Below are 14,984 nucleotides of genomic sequence, written 5' to 3' on the forward strand. Positions count from 1 at the left end.
CTTGATCGCCAACCGCCGCCGCCGAAGCCGCCGCCACCACCACCGCCACCGCCGCTGCGGAAGCCGCCGCCGCGACGACCGGCCTGGGCCATGCTGTCCACGCTGGTGCGCATGGGATCAGGCTGGCCACCTGCCGAGTTGCCACGCGGCGTCACCGGGCGACCCAACTGGGTGCCCAGATGCGCGTTGGCGCGTGGGGGTTGGTCGTCAAAACGCGAATTGCCGCCTTCACGTGCCGGACGGCTCGATGGGCCGCGGTCGTCATGGCGGTCGCCACGGGGCTCCTGGCGATCACCGCCAAAACCCTGTCCGCCTTGGCGCGGACCCGCACCGCGGGGGCCGGCACCACGGGCACCTGCACCGCGCGGGCCATTGGGGTTGCTGCGGCCGGCGCCGCCATTGGCGGGACCACGGCCTTCGCCGTTGCCCTGGGCTGCACCGCGACCACCACCCGATTTGCCACCGCCATTGCCCTGGGGCTTGGCGCCGCGCTCGCCCGCTGCGGGCTTGTTGGCGCGGATGCGGTCCATCATTTCGGTGCGGGCGGCCTTGGCGGCTGCCTGCATCACGTCGCGGCTGGGCGGCTTGCCCGCACCGCCCCAGATGGTCTGGCGACCCATGGCGATGGGCTCGGCCTTTTCGCCTTCTTCAGGGCCGAAGTCCTGGAGCAGCTGGACGGGAATCTCCTGCTTGGTGAAGCGCTCGATGTCCATCATGAAGCCTTCTTCGTCCATGCAGACCAGGCTCACGGCCTGGCCTTCACGGCCGGCGCGGCCCGTGCGGCCGATGCGGTGCACGTAGTCTTCCGAAACGTTGGGAATTTCGTAGTTGACGACGTGGGGCAGTTCGTCGATGTCGATGCCGCGGGCCGCGATGTCGGTTGCGACCAGCGCGCGGATGTCACCGCTCTTGAAACCGGCCAGCGCCTGGGTGCGCGCGCTCTGGCTCTTGTTGCCGTGCAGCGCCATGGCGTTGACGCCGTTCTTGGTCAGGAAGTCGGCAACGTTGTTGGCGCCGAACTTGGTGCGCGTGAACACCAGCACCTGGCTCCAGTCGTGTTCCTGGATGATGTGCAGCAGGGCTTGCTTCTTCTTGCCGCGACCCACGGGGTGGATCACTTGGGTGATGCGCTGCACGGTGGTGTTGCTGGGCGTGACCTGGATGCTTTGCGGGTTCTTCAGCAGCGTGTTGGCGAGTTCGCGGATTTCGTCGCTGAACGTGGCCGAGAACAGCAGGCTTTGCTTGTTCTTGGGCACCAGGGCCAAAACCTTCTTCACGTCATGGATAAAGCCCATGTCGAGCATGCGGTCGGCTTCGTCCAGGATCAGGATCTGCACGGTCGACAGATCGAGGAAACCTTGCTGCTGCAGGTCCAGCAGGCGGCCGGGCGTGGCCACCAGAATGTCGACGCCGCGCTTGATGCGGTCGATCTGGGGGTTCATGCCCACGCCGCCGAAAATCACGGTGGAGCTGATGTTGTCGAGGTACTTGGCATAGCCACGCACAGACTCTTCGACCTGGGCCGCGAGTTCGCGGGTAGGCGTCAGGATCAGGGCGCGCACGCCCTTGTTGCCAAACTTGCTGGTGGCAGGATCGCCCTCTACCAGACGGTTGAGCATGGGCAGGGCGAACGCTGCGGTCTTGCCGGTGCCGGTCTGCGCGCCGGCAAGCAGGTCCTGGCCCTGGAGCACGGCCGGAATGGCTTGTGCCTGGATGGGCGTAGGCGTGTCGTAACCCTGTTCGAGCACAGCCTTCAGGATGGCAGGAGCCAGATTCAGTTCTTCAAATGTCATGTGATCAGGTGCGCCCATCCTGGGCGCGGGGGGTATCAGCCTGTCGTGGCAACCTTTGGGCGGTTGCCGGCCAGTCCTAGGCAGATGAGGTTCAAAGATGGGAGCCCGGAACTGCGTCCATTGTCCCCAGCTGGAATGCTGATGTTACGGACAACTGGAGCCCGTAACTGCGGGTATTGTCGCATGCGCGGATAATCACGGCTGGCGTGCAACCATTTTGTTGCCCAGTTTTTGAAGAATCAACAGACAAATCCATGGCCCAATACGTTTTTTCGATGAACCATGTCACCAAGACCGTGCCGCCCAAGCGGCAGATCTTGAAGGACGTTTCTCTCAGCTTTTTCCCCGGCGCAAAGATTGGCGTGCTGGGCCTTAACGGCTCCGGGAAATCCTCTCTGCTGAAAATCATGGCAGGGGTGGACAAGGAGATCGAAGGCGAAGCCATTCCGATGGCTGGCTTGTCCATCGGTTACCTGCCCCAGGAACCTCAGCTCAACCCCGAGCACACCGTGCGCGAAGCGGTTGAAGAAGCGCTGTCTGAAGTCAACAACGCGCGCAAGCGCCTGGACGAAATCTACGCCGCCTACGCCGAGGAAGACGCCGACTTCGACGCGCTCGCGACCGAGCAGGGCCAGATGGAAGCGATCATCGCTGCCGCCGGCACCGACTCCGAGCACCAGCTCGAAATCGCCGCCGACGCGCTGCGCCTGCCCGCATGGGACGCCGTGATCGGCAAGCTCTCGGGCGGTGAAAAGCGCCGCGTCGCGCTGTGCCAACTGCTGCTGTCCAAGCCCGACATGCTGCTGCTTGACGAACCCACCAACCACTTGGATGCCGAATCCGTGGACTGGCTCGAGCAGTACCTGCACCGCTTCACCGGCACCGTCGTGGCCATCACCCACGATCGCTACTTCCTCGACAACGCCGCCGAGTGGATTCTGGAACTTGACCGCGGCCACGGCATTCCCTACAAGGGCAACTACTCCGACTGGCTGCTGCAGAAGGGCAACCGCCTCGAAGCCGAAAACAAGGGCGAAGAAGCCCGCGCCAAGGCCCTGAAGAAGGAACTCGAGTGGGTGCGCCAGAACTCCAAGGGCCGCCAGGCCAAGTCGAAGGCCCGTATTGCGCGCTTCGAGGAACTGAGCGATCACGAATACCAACAGCGCAACGAAACGCAGGAAATCTTCATTCCTGTGGCCGAGCGCCTGGGCAGCAAGGTCATCGAATTCAACAACGTCACCAAGAGCTTTGGCGACCGCGTGCTGATCGACAACCTGAGCATGAACATTCCCGCGGGCGCCATCGTCGGCATCATCGGCCCCAACGGCGCGGGTAAGTCCACGCTGTTCAAGCTGATCGCCGGCAAGGAACAGGCCGACAGCGGCACGGTGGACATCGGCACGACCGTGAAGATGGCCTTCGTCGACCAGTCGCGCGATGCACTGGCCAACGAGAAGACCGTCTGGGAAGACATTTCCGGCGGCCTCGACATCATCAACGTCGGCAAGTTCCAGATGGCTTCGCGTGCCTACGCCGGCCGCTTCAACTTCAACGGCCAGGACCAGCAAAAGAAGGTCGGCAACCTCTCCGGTGGTGAGCGCGGCCGTCTGCATCTGGCCAAGACCCTGATCCAGGGCGGCAACGTGCTGCTGCTCGATGAACCCTCGAACGATCTGGACGTCGAAACCCTGCGTGCGCTCGAAGACGCGCTGCTGGAATACGCGGGCACCGTGATGGTCATCTCCCATGACCGCTGGTTCCTCGACCGTATCGCCACGCACATCCTGGCCGCCGAAGGCGACTCGCAGTGGGTGTTCTTCGACGGCAACTACCAGGAGTACGAAGCCGACAAGAAGCGCCGCCTGGGCGAAGAAGGCGCCAAGCCCAAGCGCATGCGCTTCAAGGCATTGAAGTAAAGCACCCCCTGAGCCGCTTCGCGGCTTCCCCCTCTCAACCTACGGTGGAGGGGGGCGCCCGGCTAGGGACGGCAGCCTCGGTGCGGGGCGGCCCTTCCTCGCTGCCCCCGAACGTTGGATACGCCAGTGCAACGGTTTTGCGTACAGCGCGGCATCATCGGTCATCGAAATCAGGCTCCTATCGGAGCCTGATTTCTTTACCGTTAGTCCTGAGCCATTACCGTTCGTCCTGAGCCTGTCGAAGGATGGACGGCCCGCCCTCAAGATCCCGCGCTGCCGGCAGCCAAAGCCCCTCGGCCGTCGTGATTCCGCGCGCGCAAAGCACGGCGCGCAGCGTGGCCCGCGCCGTGGCTTCGGCTGCCATGGTGGCCAGCGTCATCATGCCCAAAGTCTTGCCGCTGGCGCCCGTGCCCAGCGTGAACAGCGTGTCGCCGTCCGACATGGTGTGCACCGGGTTGATGGCGCGCGCCAGGCCGTCGTGCGACACCACGGCCAGGCGATGGGCCTGGGCCTTGGTGATGCGTGCGTCGGTGGCGATCACGCCTATCGTGGTGTTGGTGCCGGCAAGTACCGGCCGCGGCGCTTCGCCGCGCAGCAGCGCGCGGCGCGTATCGCGCAACTGCAGGCCGTCCTCGGTGCGCGCGCCCGCGATCAACCGGCCCGTGTCCGGGTCGAGCACATCGCCCAGCGCATTGCAGGCGATCAGCGCGCCCACGGTGACACCATCGACCGTCACCGAGGCCGTGCCTATACCGCCTTTCATGGCATGCGCCATGCCGAACACCTTGCCCACGCAGGCGCCCGTGCCCGCGCCCACATTGCCTTCGGCCGGCGGCGCGCTGCTGGCCGCGGCGCAGGCGGCATAACCTGATGCGGCGTCGGGGCGTATGCGCGCATCGCCCACGCCCAGATCGAACAGCACGGCCGCGGGCACCAGCGGCAGGCGCGCGTAGCGCACGTCCAGACCCACATCATGTTCTTCGAGCCAGCGCACGGCGCCGCTGGCCGCATCCAGCCCCCAGGCGCTGCCGCCCGCGAGCAGCACGGCATGCACTTGTTCGACCAGGTTGGTCGGGTGCAGCAGATCGGTCTCGCGCGTGCCCGGCGCCGCGCCGCGCACATCGACGCCGCCGACCGCGCCCGCGCGCGCGATGACCACGCTGCAGCCCGTGGGCCGGCGCGCGTCGGTGTGGTGGCCGACTTCGATGCCTTGCACGCGGGTGATGCTGCCCGCGTCGGCGAGTTCAGAAAAAGCAGGGGAGGGGAGGCTCATGCCGTCATTATGAAGACGGCCGATGCCCGGCGCGCAAGGCTAGACCGCGGTGTAGCGGCCCGGCCGGTGGTTCATGGCCAGCACCAGGTTCAGCACCAGCGCCGCGAGCACCGACCAGAACACGCGCGCCGGCTCGACGGTGAACAGCGCGAGCAGCAGGATGCAGCAGTCAACACCCATCTGCACCTTGCCCGCGCGCCAGCCGAAGCGCTCCTGCAGATACAGCGCGGCAATGCCCACGCCGCCCAGGCTGCTGCGATGGCGAAACAGCACCAGCATGCCCATGCCCATGATCACGCCGCCGGCCACGGCCGCGTACCAGGCGTCCATCTGCGCGATGCTGAGGAAGTGCGCCTGCACTTCGACCAGCAGCGACAGCATCAGAACAGCAGTGAACGTCTTGAGCGTGAAGCCCCAGCCCATCTTGCGCAGCGCGAGCCAGTAGAAAGGCAGATTGAGCAGAAAGAACAGCGGACCGAAGCCCAGACCCGTGGTGTAGTGCAGCACAAAGGCCAGTCCGGCCATGCCGCCGGTCAGCAGGCCGGCACTCGCCAGAAACGCAATGCCGACGGAGATCAGCACCACGCCCATGCAGAGTGCCAGCGCGTCTTCCACGCGCGAATGGGGGGCGGACTTGGCGGCAAGGGGCGACATGGGCAGTGCGGAGCAGGAAATGGAAGGCCCCGCTTTGCAGCGCGGCGGCGGCCCGTGCATGGCATCGGGCACGCCGCATGGGAGTGGCGCGTCATTCTATGCAATGGCGCGCCTGCCGTCCTGGCGGCGCGCCAGCAGCCACAGCGGCCGCCGGGGTTCAGCCCGGGCGGCGCGAGGTGTCCAGACGGCGCTGGGGGTCGAACAGCAGGTCCAGGCCGATCGCGCAGATCATGCCCACGGCCAGCGTGATCACCAGCAAGGGCAGGTCCATCACGCTGATCACGGTCGGGCTGGTGGGGATGGCCAGGCGATTGCTGGTGGTGCAGATGAACTCCGCAGCCGACATGCCGGTGTAGTGCATGGCGCACACGGCCAGCGCCATCACGGCGGCCGCGCCCATGCGCGCCACGGCGGTGCGGGTGTTGAACGCCAGCCACAGCGCGGCCGTGGCGGCGAAAATGGCAATCACCACGGAGATGGCCACCACATCGAGCGACCAGTTGAAATAGCCGCCGAAGCGCATGCCGTACATGCCCAGGTAATGCATGGTGGCGGCTCCCACGCCGAGCATGGCGCCAGCGCTGATCAGGCGGCTCCAGCTGCGCGGATTCTTGGCGACGATGGCCAGACCCCAGGCGGCGGCCAGACAGGCCGCCAGCAGCGAAATCACGGTCTCGACCATGGAGTAGCCCAGGCCTATGTCCATTTTCAGCGCCAGCATGCCGACGAAGTGCATGGACCAGACGCCGATGCCGCCCAGCGCAATGCCCGCAATGCCCAGGTGGGCCAGATGGCGCTTGCCTTGTTGTGCCTGCATTCGGTGGGTCGCCGACAGCGCCGCGTAGGAGCCTATCACCGAGATAAGGTACGCCAGAATCACCAGAGGCGTGCTGTACGTCGTCTGAATCACTTCGTTCATGGTTGCTCCTTCAAGAATGCTGTAACGCTTTGTCGGGCCATGGGTGCGTGGTGCACCGGAGTTATCCGCAAGCACGATAGCAAGTGATTCAATTTTTTCTTTTAATAACAATTTCGCGAGCGTACGTATTAGCCACATTTCATGGTTTTGCGCGTTCCGCAGGCTTTTACTGGCGCTTTTGAGACTTCATGGCTCAGGGGCGTAAGGCCGTTTTCTGCTGCGGCGCAGCGCGCTCCTGGGGTAAACCCTGTGTATGAAGACCGCTGGTTGTGATATTTCTCATGCAGCAGGGCAGGTCCGCCGCAGGCCGCAATTTCCCCGCATTTGCGTCGCCCAGGCGCGGGCCTGAGACAATCGCGGCCATGAGTGACCTGAGCGAAAACAATCCCCCCGCGAATCTCCCCGAATCCACCACGGAACTGCCGCCTGGCTGGTACGACGTGCTGTCCATGGACATGGACGCCCAGGGCGTTGCCCGGCAGGCCGATGGCAAGGTGGTCTTCATCGACGGCGCCTTGCCCACCGAGTTGGTGAGCGCCAACATCCACCGCAAGAAAAACAGCTTCGAACGCGGCAGCCTGACGGCCATCCACCGTGAGTCCTCGCAGCGCGTGACGCCCGGCTGCCCGCATTTCGGGCTGCATGAAGGCGCTTGCGGTGGCTGCAAGATGCAGCACATGCATGTGTCGGCCCAGGTGGCCGTCAAGCAGCGCGTGCTCGAAGACAACCTCTGGCACCTGGGCAAGGTCAAGACCGAAACCGTGCTGCGCCCCATCGAGGGACCGGCCTGGGGCTATCGTTACCGCGCGCGCCTGTCGGTGCGCTATGTGATCAAGAAGCAGAAAGTGCTGGTCGGCTTCCACGAGCGCAAGAGCCGCTACATCGCCGACATGGAAGTCTGCCGCGTGCTGCCGCCGCATGTCGACAACATGCTGATGCCGCTGCGCGCGCTGGTTTCGTCCATGGATGCGCGCGAGACCCTGCCGCAGATCGAAGTCGCCTGCGGCGACGATGTGACCGCCTTGGTGCTGCGCCACATGGAGCCGCTGTCCGAGGCCGATCAGCAGCGTCTGCGCGCGTTCGCGGCCGAACAGAACATCCAGTGGTGGCTGCAGTCCAAGGGCCCCGACACCGTGCAGCTGATGGATCCGCCCATCCAGGAACTGGCGTACAGCCTGCCCGACTTCGGCATCACCATGCCGTTCAAGCCCACCGACTTCACCCAGGTCAATCCCCACATCAACCGCGTGCTGGTGACGCGTGCGCTGCGCCTGCTCGCCGTGAAGAAGACCGAGCGCGTGATCGACTGGTTCTGCGGCCTGGGCAATTTCACGCTGCCCCTGGCCACGCAGGCACGCGAAGTGCTGGGTATCGAGGGCAGCGATGCGCTGGTCGCGCGTTCACGCGACAACTACACGCGCAACCAGGCCCAACGCCTTGAAGGCGATGCGCTCGCACCCACGGACTTCGTTGCCCGCAACCTGTTCAACATGACGCCCGAAATGCTGATCGCCGACGGCGTGGCCGACAAATGGCTGGTCGACCCACCGCGCGAAGGCGCGTTCGCGCTGGTGCAGGCGCTGGCCGACATCCACCAGGCCCGTATTGGCGCCGAAGACGCCGTGGCCTTGCCTGAAGGCAGCGAGTCCTGGCAGCCGCCGCAGCGCATCGTCTATGTGAGCTGCGCTCCGGCGACGCTGGCGCGCGATGCCGATCTGCTGGTCAACAAGGCGGGCTACCGCTGCGTCTCGGCGGGCGTGATCAATATGTTCCCGCACACCGCCCACGTCGAAAGCATGGCGGTCTTCGAGCGCGCCTGACGCGACAGCCTGGCCTCCTGCGCTGCAGGAAGGCCAAGCCAGGGCATCAGCTGCGATTGCGCGGCGTAGACGGCCGCAGTTCGGTCTCGATCTCGCTGTCGGGCGTGCGCGCGGGTTTCTCGCGCTGCGTGATGACCGACTGCGTGCCTTCGATCTTGTTCTCTCGCATGTACTGGTCCATCTCTTTCCAGCCCGCAAACACCAGCGCCTTGGTCGACTTGGGGTTGAGCGAATAGCAGTCTTCCAGGCCGCGCAAGGCATGGCGGCAGGCGCTTCCTACCGCCTTGGCCTCGTTCTCCCGCGCGATCGCCTGGGGCGTGGGCCCGAGTCCGGGAATGTTGCAGCCGGCAAGCAGCAGCAGGGGGAGGGCGTAGAGTGCAGACCGCATGGTGGTAGGGGCGTATTTGGACATGTCCCTTGCATTATCGGCAGCTTGCGTGAAAAGTTAAGGGCAAACTTGCGCAGCGGGTCTTGAGGCGCCCATGAAAAAAGGCCCCGCAGGGCCTTTTCGAGAGAAGTGGGGCCGCCGATTACTCGCGGTCGCCGCCCAGGCCCAGCAGGCTCAGCATGAACTGGAACACATTGAACAGGTCCAGGTACAGAGCCAGCGTGGCGCTGATGTAGTTGGTTTCGCCGCCGTCCATGATGCGCTTGAGGTCATACAGCATGAAGGCGCTGAAGATACCGATGCCGGCAACGGAAATGACCATCATGCCGACGGTCGAGCCGACGAACATGTTGATCAGGATGCCGACAAACAGCACCATCGCGCCGACGAACAGCCACTTGCCCATGCCCGACAGGTCGCGCTTGATCACGCTGGCCACGCTGGCCATCACGAAGAACACGCCGGCCGTGCCGGCGAATGCCGTCATGATCAGTTCGGAGCCATTGCTGAATCCGAGGATGTGACCCACCAGGCGCGAAAGCATCAGGCCCATGAAGAACGTGAAAGCCAGCAGCACGGGCACGCCAGCGGCCGAATGCTTGGTCTTCTCGATGGCATACATGAAGCCGAAGGCGCCCGCCATGAATACAACGAGGCCGACCACTCCGTTCAGGGATGCCGTGATGCCCGTGGCAACGCCTACCCAGGCGCCGAGTACCGTTGGCAGCAGGCTCAGGGCGAGCAGCCAGTAGGTATTGCGCAAAACCTTGTTGCGCTGTTGCTGCGAGACACCGTAGCCCGCAGAGCCCAGTGTGGTGACTTGATCATTCATTCGGACGCTCTCCTTTGTGCATGCACGATTGCATAGTCCATTCTAGGTGGCGATGACAAGTGGCTTTGCAATACCCGGTTGCAGTCAATTGGTTTTAGTTGTGAATCTTTTGCGCTGGAAGTGCCCAGTTGGCGTCGGTTTGCCCGTTATGCTGTCTGTTTTTCGCCGGAAATCTGGCCTTAACACGGAGCCTTTGCATGAAGACCAAGCACGAACTCGAACTCGCCGACGTGAAAGCCATTGCCGCAGCGGCAGAAGCCGAAGCCTTGAAGAACAAATGGGCAGTGAGCATCGCCATCGTCGACGACGGCGGCCATCTGCTGTGGCTGCAGCGCCTGGACGGCGCCGCCGCCACCTCGGCAAAGATCGCGACTTCCAAGGCCAATACGTCGGCACTGGGTCGCCGTGACTCCAAGGTCTACGAAGACATCGTCAACGGCGGCCGCACCGCGTTCCTGAGCGCTCCCGGCCTCAGCGGCCTGCTCGAAGGCGGCGTCGCCATCGTCAAGGATGGCCAGGTGCTGGGCGCCGTGGGCGTCAGCGGTGTGAAGTCGCACGAAGATGCGCAGATCGCGCGCGCAGGTATCGCTGCCATCGGTCTCTGATCGATCCAGCACTGCCGGGTCCGACCTGTGCGGGCCCCAATGAAAAAGCCGGTCAATGACCGGCTTTTTGCATGCTGCGAAGTGGAAAAAAGCCTGGCTACGCGGACAAACTCCGTTGGCTGGCAAAACGACCCGGATGTACGGGCCGCCCCACGATGAAACAGTGAATTATTTGGTGAGGATCAGCTTGCCCAGCTTGGTGGCCTGCAGGCGATAAGGCATGCCGTTGTGCAGGATGGTGACGGACTTGCGTCCCTGCAATAGTTCGGTGCTGTTCATGCCCAGGGCGCTTTCGGCGAGCAGTGCCGAGTCCAGGGGTTGAGACATCTGAATGGAAATTTGGCTGGCTTGGCCTGTACGGGGCAGGGAAAGGGTAGCGGGCATGTGTTGATCCTCAGGTCGGTGTGTGTGCTAATGATATTGATTCTCAATCACATGTCAATCGTTTGTGCTCCGGCTTTGTAAATAAATACTTCAGACAGATGCCGCGGGCCCGCAGCAAGCAAAAAGCCCTGCCTTCGCGAACGAAGTGCAGGGCTTTTTGCCGGAGTGTGCGGTTTATTGCACGGGGTCGGTCACGAAGCCGATCTTGCGCACGCCGGCGCGCTGGGCGGCCGCCATGGCCTGGGCCACGCGCTCGTAGCGCACGTTCTTGTCGCCGCGGATATGCAGGTCGGCCTGCGGATCCTTGGCGCCTTCGGTCTGAAGCTGCGTCAGCAGCGCTTCGTCCGTGATGGGCAGCGCGTTCCAGTGGTACTTGCCATCGGCATCGATGCTCAGGTTGACTGTTTCCGGCTTCACGTTCTCAGGCTGGTTGGTGGCCTGGGGCAGATCGACGTTCACCGAATGCTTCATCACCGGAATGGTGATGATGAAGATGATGAGCAGAACCAGCATGACGTCGACCAGCGGCGTCATGTTGATCTCGTTCATCACCTCATCGGACTCGTCCTGGGTTCCGAACGACATGGTCAGGCGCCTTTCTTCAGCGGCAGCACCTTGGCTTGCTCGCCGTCATTCTGGACATTCACGCGGGCACCGGTCACGAAGTAGGCGTGCAGGTCGTGCGCGAAGCTGTTGAGCGTGTTGAGGATGGACTTGTTGCCGCGCACCAGGGCGTTGTAGCCCAGCACCGCGGGAATGGCCACGGCCAGGCCCAGGGCGGTCATGATCAGCGCTTCGCCGATGGGGCCGGCGACCTTGTCGATGGTCGACTGGCCCGTGGAGCCGATCGCGACCAGCGCATGGTAGATGCCCCAGACGGTGCCGAACAGACCGATGAACGGTGCCGTGGAGCCCACGGAAGCCAGGATCGCCAGGCCGCCCTGCAGGCGGGCCGTGAATTCGTTGATGGTGTTGCGCAGGCTGCGCGTGACCCAGTCGCTGATGTCCAGCGAGTCATGCAGGTGGGCGCTGCTCTTGCGGTGGTGGGCCGTGGCTTCGCGGCCTTCGAGCGCGAGGTGGCGGAACGGGTTCGCGGGATCGGTGCCGAGCTTGGCCAGGCCGGTGCCGAAGTCTTCGCTGTGCCAGAAATCAAACGAGGCGCGCGCATGCTTGCGGTACTTGAAGATGTCCAGCGCCTTGATGATGATCACGATCCACGACACGAGAGACATGCCGATGAGAATGACGGCGATGGCGCGGGTGACGAAGTCCCCCTGGGTCCAGACGTTGGCAATGCCGAAATGGGAATCCATGAATACTCCTGAAAATTATTCGAGAACAAAATTGATGGGCACGATGTTCCACATTGCTTCGGGAACACCATTGCGCTTGCCGGGCACGAAGCGCCAGCGCTTGACCGATTCGATGGCCTGCTGATCCAGGCGTTCATAGCCGCTGGACTCGCGGATTTCTATGGTTTGCGGCTTGCCTTCGATGTCGATGAACACGCGCAGCACGACCTTGCCCTGCTCGCCCATGCGCCGGCTGATCGAGGGATAGCTGGGCTTGGGGTTGTTGAGGTAGGCCGCATTGCTCGATGGCAATTGGATCACGGGCGGTGCGGGAGGCGCTGGCGGCGCGGGTGGCGTCGGGGGTGCCGGCGGCGCGGGCGGAGCCGGCGGGGCCTGGGTCACGGGCGTAGGGTCGGGCTCGATCACGCCCACGGGCGCATTCGGGCGCGGTGTGGGGTCGGCAATCGCCTTGGGCATGGGCGCCTTGCGCTCCACGGGTTTGGGCTGTGGCTTGGGCGGCGGTGGAGGGGGCGGAGGCGGCGGTGCCACTTCCGGCGCAGGCGGGGCGATGAACTCGGCCAGCACTTCGGCGGGCACCACGAGTTCCACGGCTTTTCGCATCAGGCCGCTCTGCAGGGCCCAGATACCGGCCACGTGCAACAACACTACGGAGCCGGCAATGACAGCATTGCGGCTCATCCCCCCGGAAGAGGAAAATCTATCAGACTGGGACATATTCGAGAGGTGGGTCAGCGCGCACTACACCTGGGCAGGTTGAAAACAAAAGCCAGGTTTATTGGCGGAAAATCCACCAGGTGCATCCAATGACGAGGATCAGGCTGCCGAGCAGAACGGGGAAGAGGGCCATGCATTGCTTTCCAAAATATTGTTGGCAAGCTGGATCGGCTGGGTTGCGTTCTGGATATGGGCAACCGCTCCCGAAGCACTGCACTGCGCGACCACATCGCGGGCGCAGTTTTCACAGCGTCCGCATTGGGTGGCTACACCGAGTTCGAACTGGATTTCGTCAAAACTCATGCCCGCATGCGCGTGGCGTGCGATTTCGCGGTCAGAAACCCGGCGGCAAACACAGACGATCATGGCAGCAGGCAGTTGTGGCTGGCTATTGAAGGGATGAAAAGAATTATAAATGAGAACTCATCGCATTCGTAATTCCAATTTCAGCCGGGAATTATGAAGGTCTTTCTGAATGCGTGCACGCCTCAATCGTCGAACAGCGCAGATGTCGCGTCCGCAAGGGTTGCGCAGCCGGTCACCGCCATGGCGATCTCCAGTTCATCGCGCAGCAGCCGTAGTACATGAGCAACACCCGCGGCGCCGGCGTTGGCCAGTCCCCACACAATGGGCCGGCCTATCATCACCGCGCTCGCGCCCAGGGCCATGGCCTTGAGCACATCGGTGCCGCGGCGAATTCCGCCGTCGACGATCACGGGCAGCGCGCCGGCGGCCGCGTTTTGCAGCGCCTGCACGATGCGCGGCAAGGCCAGCGCGGTCGCGGGTGCGCTGTCGAGCGTGCGCCCGCCATGGTTGGAGACGATGATGCCCGCGGCCTGCAGGCGCGCGGCCTGCAGCGCATCGCGCGGATGCAGAATGCCTTTGAGCAGCACCGGCAGGCGGGTTTGTTCCAGCAGCCAGGCCAGGTCTTCCCAGGTGGGTGCGTGGCGCAGCACGCCGGCGCACAGGGCGCCGTCGGCCGGCGCGGCCGCCGGGACCGGGCCCAGCCCCTGGAGATTGACCGCAGAAATGCCCGCGGGCAAATGAAAGCCCGCGCGGCGCTCGCGGTCGCGAACCCCGGAAACCGGCGCGTCCACGGTCAGCACCAGGGCTTCGTAGCCCGCGCGCTCGACACGCTGCACCAGTTCACGCGTGAAGCCGCGGTCATGTTGAAGATAGAGCTGGAACCATAGCGGTCCGCGTCCCATGGTGCCGAGCACGGCCTGGGCCGGCAATTCCAGCGGCAGGCTGGACTGGGTGCTGAGCGTGAAGCCCGCGCCCAGCGCGGCCGCAGCATAGGCGCTGGCCAGCTCGCCGTCGGCATGGGCCAGGCGCTGGAAAGCCATGGGCGCGACCAGTAGTGGATGGGCATATTCCCGGCCCAGCAACTGAATGCGGGTGTGTCCCTGGGCCAGCGGGCGCAGCACGCGCGGCCACAGCGGCAAGGCGTCCCAGGCGCTGCGATTGGCTAGCAGGCAGCGTTCGTCGGCGGCGCCACCGCTGAAATACGCCCAGGCGTTGGCGTCCAGCACTTCGGTGGCGCGGCGTTCGTGGTCTGCGAGGCACACGATTTCGGGCGCTATGGCTTGCAGGGCGGGGAGGGAAGAGGTCATGCGGCGGCCGGGCGATATCGAAGAATGATTTATGCCACAGCGCGCAAGCGGGCGAACCGGAAGCCGCGGCTCAGACGTCGGCCCAGAGGCGCAGAAGATTATGGTAAGTGCCGGTCAGCTGCACCATGCTCGGGTGCTTTTCGCCGACTTCGGCGCGCAGCTTGAGCAGCGCCATGTCCATGTCGAACAGCATCTGCCGCTGCTCGGTGCCGCGCACCATGCTCTCGACCCAGAAGAAGCTCGCGATGCGCGCGCCGCGCGTGACGGGAGCGACCTGGTGCACGGTGCTGCTGGGGTAGAGGATCACGTCGCCTGCGGGCAGCTTGATGCGGCGCTCGCCCAGGGCTTCCTGGATCACCAGCTCGCCGCCGTCGTATTCCTCGGGAGCGCTGAGGAACAGGGTGCAGGAAATGTCGCTGCGCACCCATTGCGCCGGGTTCTGCGAATGCAGCACGGCGCCATCGATGTGGGCGCCGTAGAAATTGGAGTCACCGCTGTAGCGGTTGAACAGGGGATTGAAGACGCGCTTGGGCAGGGCCGCTGAAAAGAACAGCGGGTCCCTGGCCAGCGCGGCGCGCACCTGGGCCTGCAGCTGGCGCGAGACATCGCTGCCTTGCGCCAGTTGCAGGTTGTGCTTGAACGACTGGGCCTGACCGCCCGCGCTGGTCCTGCCATCCACCCAGGGCGCGTCGTCTCCGAGGAGCTGGCGCGCGTTTTGGACTTCGTCCGGAGTGAAAACCTGTTTGAGGTGCAGGAACAT

General features: G+C 64.2%; 17 protein-coding genes. 3 read left to right on the top strand and 14 right to left on the bottom strand.

All coding sequences use genetic code 11. The annotated features are described in order from the left end of the window. The coding region (locus KHY18_RS14635; protein WP_213301133.1) for a DEAD/DEAH box helicase at positions 1–1,793 on the bottom strand (1,793 nt) is incomplete at its 3' end. A gap of 91 nt (positions 1,794–1,884) precedes the next feature. Beyond that, positions 1,885–2,202 carry a hypothetical protein gene (locus KHY18_RS27360; protein ID WP_349630300.1) on the bottom strand — a complete coding sequence of 106 codons (318 nt, stop codon included), beginning with the start codon at positions 2,200–2,202 and terminating at the stop codon, positions 1,885–1,887. Here KHY18_RS27360 and ettA point away from each other — a divergent pair. Continuing rightward, complete coding sequence (gene ettA, locus KHY18_RS14640) at positions 2,090–3,709, top strand: energy-dependent translational throttle protein EttA (RefSeq protein ID WP_349630299.1); 1,620 nt, start codon at positions 2,090–2,092, stop codon at positions 3,707–3,709. The genes KHY18_RS27360 and ettA overlap by 113 nt on opposite strands. A 217-nt stretch (positions 3,710–3,926) precedes the next feature. Here the strand turns inward: ettA and KHY18_RS14645 are convergent, their stop codons facing one another. The 3 genes from KHY18_RS14645 to KHY18_RS14655 form a co-directional block, all read right to left on the bottom strand. Next, complete coding sequence (locus tag KHY18_RS14645; protein ID WP_213301139.1) at positions 3,927–4,982, bottom strand: P1 family peptidase; 1,056 nt, start codon at positions 4,980–4,982, stop codon at positions 3,927–3,929. Between the two features lie 39 nt (positions 4,983–5,021). Then, positions 5,022–5,636 (bottom strand): YitT family protein, encoded by a 615-nt coding sequence (locus KHY18_RS14650; protein WP_213301142.1) that lies wholly within the window; start codon positions 5,634–5,636, stop codon positions 5,022–5,024. Between the two features lie 157 nt (positions 5,637–5,793). Next, the gene (locus KHY18_RS14655; protein WP_213301147.1) at positions 5,794–6,555 is read right to left on the bottom strand and encodes an MHYT domain-containing protein; all 762 of its coding nucleotides are present in this window, start codon (positions 6,553–6,555) and stop codon (positions 5,794–5,796) included. A 362-nt stretch (positions 6,556–6,917) separates the two neighbouring features. Between KHY18_RS14655 and rlmD the strand changes: the two genes are divergently transcribed. Continuing rightward, positions 6,918–8,375, top strand: a complete 1,458-nt coding sequence (gene rlmD, locus KHY18_RS14660) for a 23S rRNA (uracil(1939)-C(5))-methyltransferase RlmD (protein ID WP_213301150.1) — start codon at positions 6,918–6,920, stop codon at positions 8,373–8,375. A 46-nt stretch (positions 8,376–8,421) separates the two neighbouring features. Here rlmD and KHY18_RS14665 read toward each other — a convergent pair whose 3' ends face one another. Both KHY18_RS14665 and KHY18_RS14670 read right to left on the bottom strand, forming a co-directional pair. Continuing rightward, on the bottom strand, positions 8,422–8,787 hold the full coding sequence (locus KHY18_RS14665) for a hypothetical protein (RefSeq protein WP_213301153.1): 366 nt from the start codon (positions 8,785–8,787) through the stop codon (positions 8,422–8,424). A gap of 118 nt (positions 8,788–8,905) precedes the next feature. Then, positions 8,906–9,595: a Bax inhibitor-1 family protein gene (locus KHY18_RS14670; RefSeq protein ID WP_213301156.1), complete on the bottom strand. Its 690-nt coding sequence runs from the start codon at positions 9,593–9,595 to the stop codon at positions 8,906–8,908. A gap of 197 nt (positions 9,596–9,792) precedes the next feature. On the opposite strand from KHY18_RS14670, the gene KHY18_RS14675 reads away from it, so the two are divergent. Next, on the top strand, positions 9,793–10,200 hold the full coding sequence (locus KHY18_RS14675; protein ID WP_213301158.1) for a GlcG/HbpS family heme-binding protein: 408 nt from the start codon (positions 9,793–9,795) through the stop codon (positions 10,198–10,200). 168 nt (positions 10,201–10,368) lie between these two features. On the opposite strand, the gene hemP is transcribed toward KHY18_RS14675, so the two are convergent. From hemP to KHY18_RS14710, 7 genes are all read right to left on the bottom strand, one after another. Further along, complete coding sequence (gene hemP, locus KHY18_RS14680) at positions 10,369–10,527, bottom strand: hemin uptake protein HemP (protein ID WP_249729139.1); 159 nt, start codon at positions 10,525–10,527, stop codon at positions 10,369–10,371. 231 nt (positions 10,528–10,758) lie between these two features. After that, the gene (locus KHY18_RS14685; protein WP_213301164.1) at positions 10,759–11,169 is read right to left on the bottom strand and encodes an ExbD/TolR family protein; all 411 of its coding nucleotides are present in this window, start codon (positions 11,167–11,169) and stop codon (positions 10,759–10,761) included. 2 nt (positions 11,170–11,171) lie between these two features. After that, positions 11,172–11,897: a MotA/TolQ/ExbB proton channel family protein gene (locus tag KHY18_RS14690; RefSeq protein WP_213301167.1), complete on the bottom strand. Its 726-nt coding sequence runs from the start codon at positions 11,895–11,897 to the stop codon at positions 11,172–11,174. A gap of 15 nt (positions 11,898–11,912) precedes the next feature. Continuing rightward, positions 11,913–12,611: an energy transducer TonB gene (locus KHY18_RS14695; protein WP_213301172.1), complete on the bottom strand. Its 699-nt coding sequence runs from the start codon at positions 12,609–12,611 to the stop codon at positions 11,913–11,915. A 99-nt stretch (positions 12,612–12,710) separates the two neighbouring features. Next, a complete protein-coding gene (locus KHY18_RS14700; protein WP_213301175.1) occupies positions 12,711–12,977 on the bottom strand; it encodes a (2Fe-2S)-binding protein in 267 nt (88 codons plus the stop codon). Positions 12,978–13,099: 122 nt separating this feature from the next. After that, positions 13,100–14,224 (bottom strand): alpha-hydroxy acid oxidase, encoded by a 1,125-nt coding sequence (locus tag KHY18_RS14705; RefSeq protein ID WP_213301178.1) that lies wholly within the window; start codon positions 14,222–14,224, stop codon positions 13,100–13,102. Between the two features lie 70 nt (positions 14,225–14,294). Beyond that, complete coding sequence (locus KHY18_RS14710; protein ID WP_213301181.1) at positions 14,295–14,984, bottom strand: Fe2+-dependent dioxygenase; 690 nt, start codon at positions 14,982–14,984, stop codon at positions 14,295–14,297.

Source organism: Acidovorax sp. CCYZU-2555, assembly GCF_018413525.1.
Taxonomy (GTDB): Bacteria; Pseudomonadota; Gammaproteobacteria; order Burkholderiales; family Burkholderiaceae_C; genus Comamonas.

Coding starts and splice junctions, on each gene's coding strand:
- KHY18_RS27360 (WP_349630300.1), bottom strand. CDS start 2,202: ATGATTTTCAGCAGAGAGGATTTCCCGGAGCCGTTAAGGCCCAGCACG.
- KHY18_RS14645 (WP_213301139.1), bottom strand. CDS start 4,982: ATGAGCCTCCCCTCCCCTGCTTTTTCTGAACTCGCCGACGCGGGCAGC.
- KHY18_RS14650 (WP_213301142.1), bottom strand. CDS start 5,636: ATGTCGCCCCTTGCCGCCAAGTCCGCCCCCCATTCGCGCGTGGAAGAC.
- KHY18_RS14655 (WP_213301147.1), bottom strand. CDS start 6,555: ATGAACGAAGTGATTCAGACGACGTACAGCACGCCTCTGGTGATTCTG.
- rlmD (WP_213301150.1), top strand. CDS start 6,918: ATGAGTGACCTGAGCGAAAACAATCCCCCCGCGAATCTCCCCGAATCC.
- KHY18_RS14665 (WP_213301153.1), bottom strand. CDS start 8,787: ATGTCCAAATACGCCCCTACCACCATGCGGTCTGCACTCTACGCCCTC.
- KHY18_RS14670 (WP_213301156.1), bottom strand. CDS start 9,595: ATGAATGATCAAGTCACCACACTGGGCTCTGCGGGCTACGGTGTCTCG.
- KHY18_RS14675 (WP_213301158.1), top strand. CDS start 9,793: ATGAAGACCAAGCACGAACTCGAACTCGCCGACGTGAAAGCCATTGCC.
- hemP (WP_249729139.1), bottom strand. CDS start 10,527: ATGTCTCAACCCCTGGACTCGGCACTGCTCGCCGAAAGCGCCCTGGGC.
- KHY18_RS14685 (WP_213301164.1), bottom strand. CDS start 11,169: ATGTCGTTCGGAACCCAGGACGAGTCCGATGAGGTGATGAACGAGATC.
- KHY18_RS14690 (WP_213301167.1), bottom strand. CDS start 11,897: ATGGATTCCCATTTCGGCATTGCCAACGTCTGGACCCAGGGGGACTTC.
- KHY18_RS14695 (WP_213301172.1), bottom strand. CDS start 12,611: ATGTCCCAGTCTGATAGATTTTCCTCTTCCGGGGGGATGAGCCGCAAT.
- KHY18_RS14700 (WP_213301175.1), bottom strand. CDS start 12,977: ATGATCGTCTGTGTTTGCCGCCGGGTTTCTGACCGCGAAATCGCACGC.
- KHY18_RS14705 (WP_213301178.1), bottom strand. CDS start 14,224: ATGACCTCTTCCCTCCCCGCCCTGCAAGCCATAGCGCCCGAAATCGTG.
- KHY18_RS14710 (WP_213301181.1), bottom strand. CDS start 14,984: ATGTTCCTGCACCTCAAACAGGTTTTCACTCCGGACGAAGTCCAAAAC.